This is a genomic window from Micromonospora sp. NPDC023633, assembly GCF_040640035.1.
Taxonomy (GTDB): Bacteria; Actinomycetota; Actinomycetes; order Mycobacteriales; family Micromonosporaceae; genus Micromonospora.
Window position 1 is genome coordinate 1 of sequence record NZ_JBFABB010000212.1, and the last position, 6,703, is coordinate 6,703.

The following is a 6,703-nucleotide window of genomic DNA, read 5'->3' on the forward strand; positions in this document are numbered from 1 at the left end:
GCCGGCGGTGACCGCCCGCCGGGCCCGCGCCCGCGGCGCCGTCCTGGTCGGCATCGCGGCCGGCGCCGTCGCCCTCTCGGGCATCTCGGCCGCCAGCGAGAACGCCGTCCCCGGCGACGCGCTGTACGGCATGAAGCGCTCCACCGAACGCGCCCAGCTCGCGCTGGCCAGCTCGGACGTCAGCCGGGGCCAACTGTTCCTGGACTTCGCCCGCACCCGGCTCGCCGAGGCGGCCGCCCTGCGCGGCGACGAGGACGGCTTCAGCGCGGTGCTGGACGACATGGACGCCGACACCCGCCAGGGCGTACGCCTGCTGACCACCGCCGCGACGCAGCGCTCCGACCCGGCGGCGCTGGACGCGGTCAACTCCTTCCTCACCGGCCAGCGCCGGGCGGTCGGCGGTCTCCTCGACGACGCCAGCCGGGCCGACCGCGACCGGACCCGCCGCTCCCTCGCCCTGCTCGACGCGGTCCGCAAGCGCTCCGACGCGCTGCGCGCGGCGATCGCCTGCGGCCTGCCCGCGCCCGCCGGCAGCGACGCCCTCGGCCCGGCCCCGGCCGCCTGCCCCGGCGACCGCTGACCACCTCGGCCGAATCCGGCCGGGACGTCCGCGCCACAGTTCACCCCTCGGGCGGCCGTTCGTCACCCGCACCCGGCTACCCTCGCCGGAGGCACACGACGCGCCGGTCGAGCGGAGGGAGGTCGCGTGGCCCGCAGCCGCAAGGTGACCGTCAGCACCGACGCCCACGGTCACACCGCCGGCTGGGCGGAGACCGACCTCGCGCCCCTGGCTCCCCCGGAGCCCGATCCGACCGCGGCGGCCTTCTTCGACGTCGACAACACGATGATGCGGGGCGCGTCGATCTACTGGTTCGCCCGGGGCCTCGCCGCGCGCAACTACTTCACCACCACCGACCTGGCCCGGTTCGCCTGGCAGCAGCTGCGGTTCCGGTTGCTCGCCACCGAGCACGCCGGAGACATGTCGCAGGCCAAGGAGGCCGCCCTCGCCTTCGTCGAGGGCTGGCGGGTGGACGACGTGGAGCGCCTCGCGGAGGAGATCTTCGACGAGCTGATGGCGCCCCGGATCTGGGCCGGCACCCGCCAGCTGGCCCAGCGGCACCTGGACGCCGGCGAGCGGGTCTGGCTGGTCAGCGCCGCGCCGGTGGAGATCGGCCGGGTGATCGCCGCGCGGCTGGGCCTGACCGGCGCGGTGGGCACGGTCGCCGAGATCGTCGACGGCGCGTACACCGGGCGGCTGGTCGGCGACCTGATGCACGGCCCGGCCAAGGCGGAGGCGGTCACCCAGCTCGCCGCGGTCGAAGGGCTGGACCTGCGCCGCTGCACCGCCTACAGCGACTCGTGCAACGACCTGCCGATGCTCTCCATGGTGGGCCGGGGGGTGGCGGTGAACCCGGACGCCGCCCTGTTCAGGGAGGCCCGGCAGCGCGGCTGGGACGTCCGCGACTTCCGCACCGGCCGCCGCGCCGTCAAGATCGCCGTGCCGTCCACCGCGGCGGCCGGCCTGGTCGCCGGGGCGGTCGGCGCCGGGCTGGCGCTGCACCGTCGCCGCCGCGACGGCTGACGACACCGCCCGCCCGTGCCCCTACGGGCCGAACGGGTCCGGACGCCGCTCCAGCAGCTGGTGCAGGGTCTGCTGGATGGTCTCCCGCACCTGGTCGGCGAGGTTGAACACGACCAGCGGGTCGTCGGCGGAGTCCGTCAGGTGCGCGGTGGGGATCGGCGGGCAGAACTCGATCAGCCACTTGCTCGGCAGCGGCACCATGCCGAGCGGCCCCAGCAGGGGAAAGGTCGGCGTGACCGGGAAGTAGGGCAGCTTGAGCAGGCGCGCCAGGGGCTTGATGTCGGCGAGCATCGGATAGATCTCCTCGCCGCCGACGATGGCGACCGGCACGATCGGGGTGCCGGTGCGCAGCGCCGCCGAGACGAACCCGCCCCGGCCGAAGCGTTGCAGCTTGTAGCGCTCGGAGTAGAGCTTGCCGATGCCCTTGAAGCCCTCGGGGAAGACGCCGACCAACTCGCCGTTGCCGAGCAGCCGCTCGGCGTCCGGGTTGCAGGCGACCGTCCCGCCGGTCTTGCGGGCGATCTCGGAGACCACCGGCATCCGGAAGACCAGGTCGGCGCCGAGCAGCCGCAGGTAGCGGCGGGCCGGGTGCTGGTCGTGCAGCGCGGCCGAGAGGATCAGCGCGTCCAGCGCCACGGTACCGGAGTGGTTGCCGACCACCAGGCCGGCGCCGTCGGCGGGCACGTGCTCCAGGCCGGTGACCTCGGTGCGGAACCAGTCCCGGTAGAGCATCCGCAGCAGCGGGTGGAAGACCGCCTCGGTGATCTCGGGATCGAAGCCGAACTCGTCGACCTCGTATTCGCCGGAGAGCCGCCGACGCAGGAACGCCAGGCCCCTGGCGACCTTGCGGTCCCAGTGGTCGCCGGGCCGGTCCGGCACCGCCGTCCCGTTCGGACCCGCGCCGCCCGGCGCCCGGTCCGCCACGGCGGCGGCCGGCTCGTCGGTGCCCACGGTGCCGGGCTCGTCGACGGCGGCCGGCGCGTCGTCCGCGACCGCCTCGTCGGTGGCGGCCGTGTCGGGCTCGTCGGGCGTGGCGGGGTGGTGTCCGTTGGCCCGCGCCGGCTCCGCGTCCGGTGCGGCCACGGTCAGCGGTACGTCGTAGCGGCCGTCGCGCCGCTCCTCCGGCCCGGTCACGAGCCCTCCCGCACGGCCGCCCGGACCTGCCGGATCCCGTCGAGCACGAGCTGCTCCGCGACGGCCAGCTGGTCCCGGTGCACCACGACCCCGCCGTAGTGGGCGCGGATGAAGTCGTCGAAGGCGGCGGCGGTGGAGCGGGGCGTGAAGCCGTACTCCCGCTCCAGCCGGCTGGTGTCGACGACCCGGCCGTGCACGAAGAGGTCGACCTGGTCCAGGCCGTAGCGGCCGAAGCCGAGGTTGCGGGCGATCGCGGCGGCGCTGGAGAGGCCGGGCTCCAGCACCGGCACGGCGACCCGGCCCGCCCGGCGGATCGCCTGCGAAAGGGAGAGCACCCCGGGCCCGGCCACGTTGTACGTCCCCGGATGGTCCTCGACGATCGACCGGTGCAGCACCTCCAGCGCGTCGTCGAAGTGCAGGAACTGCAACCGGGGGTCACGCCCGAACACGGTGGGCACCACCGGCCGGGAGAAGTAGCGGGTGAGGGTGGTGTCGGCGGTCGAGCCGATGAACGGCGCGAAGCGCAGCACGGTCGCGGTGACGTCGGGCCGGCGGCGGCGGAAGCCGCGGACGTACCCCTCGATGTCGAGGATGTCGCGGCCGAATCCCCCGCGCGGCACCTCGCGCGGCTCGGTCTCCTCGGTGAAGACGGCCGGGTCGCGGAACGACGCCCCGTAGGCGGCCGTCGAGGAGCGGACCACGAGCTTGCGCAGGCGGGGGGCGCGCTGGCACGCGGCGAGGAGCTGCATCGTGCCGATGACGTTCTGGTCCTTCATCGCCGAGCGACCGCCGTGCTGCGGGTCCGGCGAGGTGACCAGGGCGAGGTGGACCACCGCGTCGACGTCGAGGTCGGCGAGGAGGCCGCCGAGCGAGCCGAGGTCGATGCGGACGCGCTCGACCCGGTCGAGCAGGTCGGCGAACTCGGCGCCGGGCTCGGGCTGGTCCACGCCGATGACCCGCTCGATGCGGGGGTCGGCGGCGAGCCGGGCGGCGACGTGCGCGCCGAGGTAGCGGCTGACCCCGGTGACGACGACTACCCCCGGGGCACCTGGGGTGCCACCGGGGGTCATGTCGCGCACCTCCCCCGGCAGGTGGGATCGAGCCGGGACATCCGCGGCGTGATCACCTGAGCCTCCGAGGGTCGACAGTTGGCAAGTGACGACGGGAGCCGGGCCGGAACCCGGCCCCGGTCACTTGCCGAGACGGCGACGCTGGACGCGGGTCTTGCGCAGCAGCTTGCGGTGCTTCTTCTTAGCCATGCGCTTGCGGCGCTTCTTGACCACCGAGCCCATACGAAAGCCTTTCGATGCAACGTGCGGGGCGACCGGATGACGCCACGGTGTGGCGTCGGCGACCGCTTGCGGACAACGGACCGGACCAGCGGGGTAAGCGGCAGGGCGCACCTGCGGTCACGGTCGGGGTCCAGGGTAGCCGGAGAGCGTCAGCAGGACCAACGCGCCCCCGTCGATGCCCGTTACGTCGTGCTCGAGGGCGGTCCGCGGGAGGGTCAGGCGGTCTCCTGAAAGGCGCCCCGCAGGTATTCGTGCACGGCGTGTTCGGGCACCCGGAACGACCGGCCGACCCGCACCGCGGTGAGCTCACCGCTGTGCACCAGGCGGTAGACCGTCATCTTCGACACCCGCATCACCGTCGCCACCTCGGCGACGGTGAGGAACTTGACCTCCGACAGCCGTCCGTCGGACTGCGACCCGGCCATGGCTCACCGACCAATCCCATGCCCGGCGCGTGCCACCGGACGGGTTCGTCCCGCCCGGACCGGCGACGCGCGTGTTACCAGTACGGTAGCGGGACGGCTGTGACCGGCGCGATCCCTTCGTACAACTGATCATGATTCTCGCCGGTGTCCACCCGACCGGTCGGTTCGTTCTCGAACCTGTTGCGCCCGGCGTCCGGTCGGTCCTCGTCCGGACGATGCCGTCCCCGTGCCGCCCGGTCCCCAGGCGGTCGAACCGCTGCCCGGCACCTCGGACGCCACCCACCCCCGATCGGATCGGGGGCCGCCCGCCGAGCGGAAGGCGCCCGGTGGCTCCGGCGGCGCCACCGGAGCCACCGGGCGGGTGCCCCGGGCCGCTTCCGGACGCGGACCGGGGCTCCGCGCTGGGAGCGGGCACCAGTGTGTCAGGTCGGCCGGCGCGGCCCGACAGCGGTCGATCATGAATGCCGCGACCACCCCGGACGGCGCCGTCGGGGACCACGGCGCCGCTCGGATCCGTCAGCCGACCACGGCGCGGACGTGTCGGACGCACTCGTCGTGCAGGGCGGACCAGGGTTCGCCGAGGACCCGCTCGGCCGCCCGGTCCAGCGGCGCGCGCTCGTGCACCACGGCCGCGAAGAAGGCGAGCAGCCGCTCCGGGCCGAACCGGTCGACCAGATGCCGGACCGCCAGGTAGGAGATGCCGTAGCTGCCGCTGACCCGGTCGGCCGGGGCGTCGTCGGCCGGGCTGAGGCTGTCGAGCCGGCCGTCCCAGCCGCCGCCGAGCAGGCGCCGCACCTCGGCCAGTCCGGCGTACCGGTCGATCGGCTCGCCGTCGGCGCCCGCGTACTCGGCCAGCCCTTCGACCAGCCACCAGGTGCCCTTGCCCGGGTAACCCCGCTCGGGCAGGGACGCGGCGTGGGTCAGCTCGTGCCGGAGCAGGTCGTCCACCCCGTCGGCGGCGAGCCCGTCGGCGTTCAGCACCACCTCGTGGTGGCCGCCGCCGACCGTGACCGCGTACCCGCCCGTCCACTTCGGCCGGCCGCCGCCGTACCAGCGCTGCCACTCGCCCCGGCCGGCGTAGAAGATCCGGTACCGGTCCGGCGTGCGGCCGTCCACGGCGTACGTGTCGGCGATCCGGGCGGCGGCCTCCGCCTGGGCGAGCAGGCCGGGCAGTTTCCTGCGCAGGGCGGGAGTGGTGGCCACGAGCGTACGCGGGCCGACGGCCACGGCCAGCTCGCTGACCTCCCAGGGCCGGGTGCCGGTCTCGGCGGACCGGGACGGTTCCACGGCGATCAGCCGGGGCCGCTCCCCCTCCCGCCAACGGGTACCGGTCAGCACCCGGCTGGTGCGGCAGTCCGGCGTGACGAAGCAGTAGCGGAACTCGACCAGCAGCCGCCACTCGCCGGGCCGGCCCTCGACCGGGGTGGGCAGGCCGGTCGCGCCGGCCTGCCAGGCGGTCACCCGCAGCGCGCGCAGCGCGGCGTACCGGCGGCGCAGCTCCGGGTGCGCGGCCGGCTCCGCGACCGCCAGGAACCCGGCGCGGTCCCCGCCGAGCAGGGCAGCGGACTGCCGGGCCAGTTCCGCCGTCATGCGCTCACCGAGCCGGCGGGCGGCCGCGGTGGCGGGGTCGTCGGCCGCGGCGGCGGAGGGGCCCGGGGCCGGCGGGTCGCCCGCCCGCACCAGGCCGGCCAGCAGCGCCGCGGGCAGGCCACAGGCCAGCAGCAGCACGACCGCCGCCAGCGCCGCCCCGAGCGGCCCCAGCCGCCGCGACGGCTCGCTCGGCGCGGGTGATTCGGTCGGCGCGGCGGGCAGGTCCGGTTTCGCCGACACGGCGCGCGGGTCCGGCTCCGTGGGCGCAGCGCACTCGGCCCCGCCAGCCGGCTCCGCCCCGCCAGTGGGCTCACCTCCGTCAGTCGGCTCGGCACCGTCAGCGGGTTCGTCCCCATCAGCGGGCTTGTCCCCATCAGCGGGCTCGGCACCGTCAGCGGGGTCGGTCTTTCCCGTCGCGGTGGCCGGTGTGCCGTCCGGCAGTGGTCGGCCGTCCGTCCCGGGCTGCCCGTCAGTCACCCGCCGAAGGGTACGACCAATCAAGCGGCCCGGCGAGCACCGCCCGGCAGGTACGCGGCCCAGCGGCCCCGGCGGTGAAGACCCGGCGGGCAGGGGCCGGGTGGCTCAGGGCGGTTTCTAGGGGTCGTCGCAACACGTGGTTTGTTGATCAGGCCGCGAGTAGTTTATGCAGGCGCTCGGCTGGGGTTTCCCAGCCGAGCGTT

At 75.2% G+C, this 6,703-nt stretch carries 7 protein-coding genes and 1 pseudogene; 2 read left to right on the forward strand and 6 right to left on the reverse strand.

The annotated features are described in order from the left end of the window. Both AB0G13_RS33380 and AB0G13_RS33385 read left to right on the forward strand, forming a co-directional pair. Positions 1–580: DUF5667 domain-containing protein (locus AB0G13_RS33380; RefSeq protein ID WP_357883274.1), on the forward strand; the 580-nt coding region annotated here is incomplete at its 5' end. Positions 581–706: 126 nt separating this feature from the next. Next, positions 707–1,582, forward strand: coding sequence for an HAD-IB family hydrolase (locus tag AB0G13_RS33385; protein WP_357883277.1), 876 nt, complete (start codon positions 707–709; stop codon positions 1,580–1,582). Between the two features lie 21 nt (positions 1,583–1,603). Here the strand turns inward: AB0G13_RS33385 and AB0G13_RS33390 are convergent, their stop codons facing one another. The 6 genes and pseudogenes from AB0G13_RS33390 to AB0G13_RS33415 form a co-directional block, all read right to left on the reverse strand. Continuing rightward, complete coding sequence (locus AB0G13_RS33390) at positions 1,604–2,506, reverse strand: lysophospholipid acyltransferase family protein (protein ID WP_357883286.1); 903 nt, start codon at positions 2,504–2,506, stop codon at positions 1,604–1,606. A 206-nt stretch (positions 2,507–2,712) separates the two neighbouring features. Next, positions 2,713–3,786, reverse strand: a complete 1,074-nt coding sequence (locus AB0G13_RS33395) for an NAD-dependent epimerase/dehydratase family protein (RefSeq protein WP_357883280.1) — start codon at positions 3,784–3,786, stop codon at positions 2,713–2,715. 120 nt (positions 3,787–3,906) lie between these two features. Continuing rightward, positions 3,907–4,008, reverse strand: coding sequence for an AURKAIP1/COX24 domain-containing protein (locus AB0G13_RS33400; protein ID WP_007465623.1), 102 nt, complete (start codon positions 4,006–4,008; stop codon positions 3,907–3,909). A 215-nt stretch (positions 4,009–4,223) separates the two neighbouring features. Then, positions 4,224–4,433: a helix-turn-helix domain-containing protein gene (locus AB0G13_RS33405; RefSeq protein WP_007465625.1), complete on the reverse strand. Its 210-nt coding sequence runs from the start codon at positions 4,431–4,433 to the stop codon at positions 4,224–4,226. A 319-nt stretch (positions 4,434–4,752) separates the two neighbouring features. Beyond that, a pseudogene (locus AB0G13_RS33410) lies at positions 4,753–4,893 on the reverse strand (ABC transporter ATP-binding protein); the annotation flags it as partial. Between the two features lie 56 nt (positions 4,894–4,949). Beyond that, complete coding sequence (locus AB0G13_RS33415; protein ID WP_357883283.1) at positions 4,950–6,263, reverse strand: hypothetical protein; 1,314 nt, start codon at positions 6,261–6,263, stop codon at positions 4,950–4,952. Positions 6,264–6,703 lie beyond the last annotated feature (440 nt).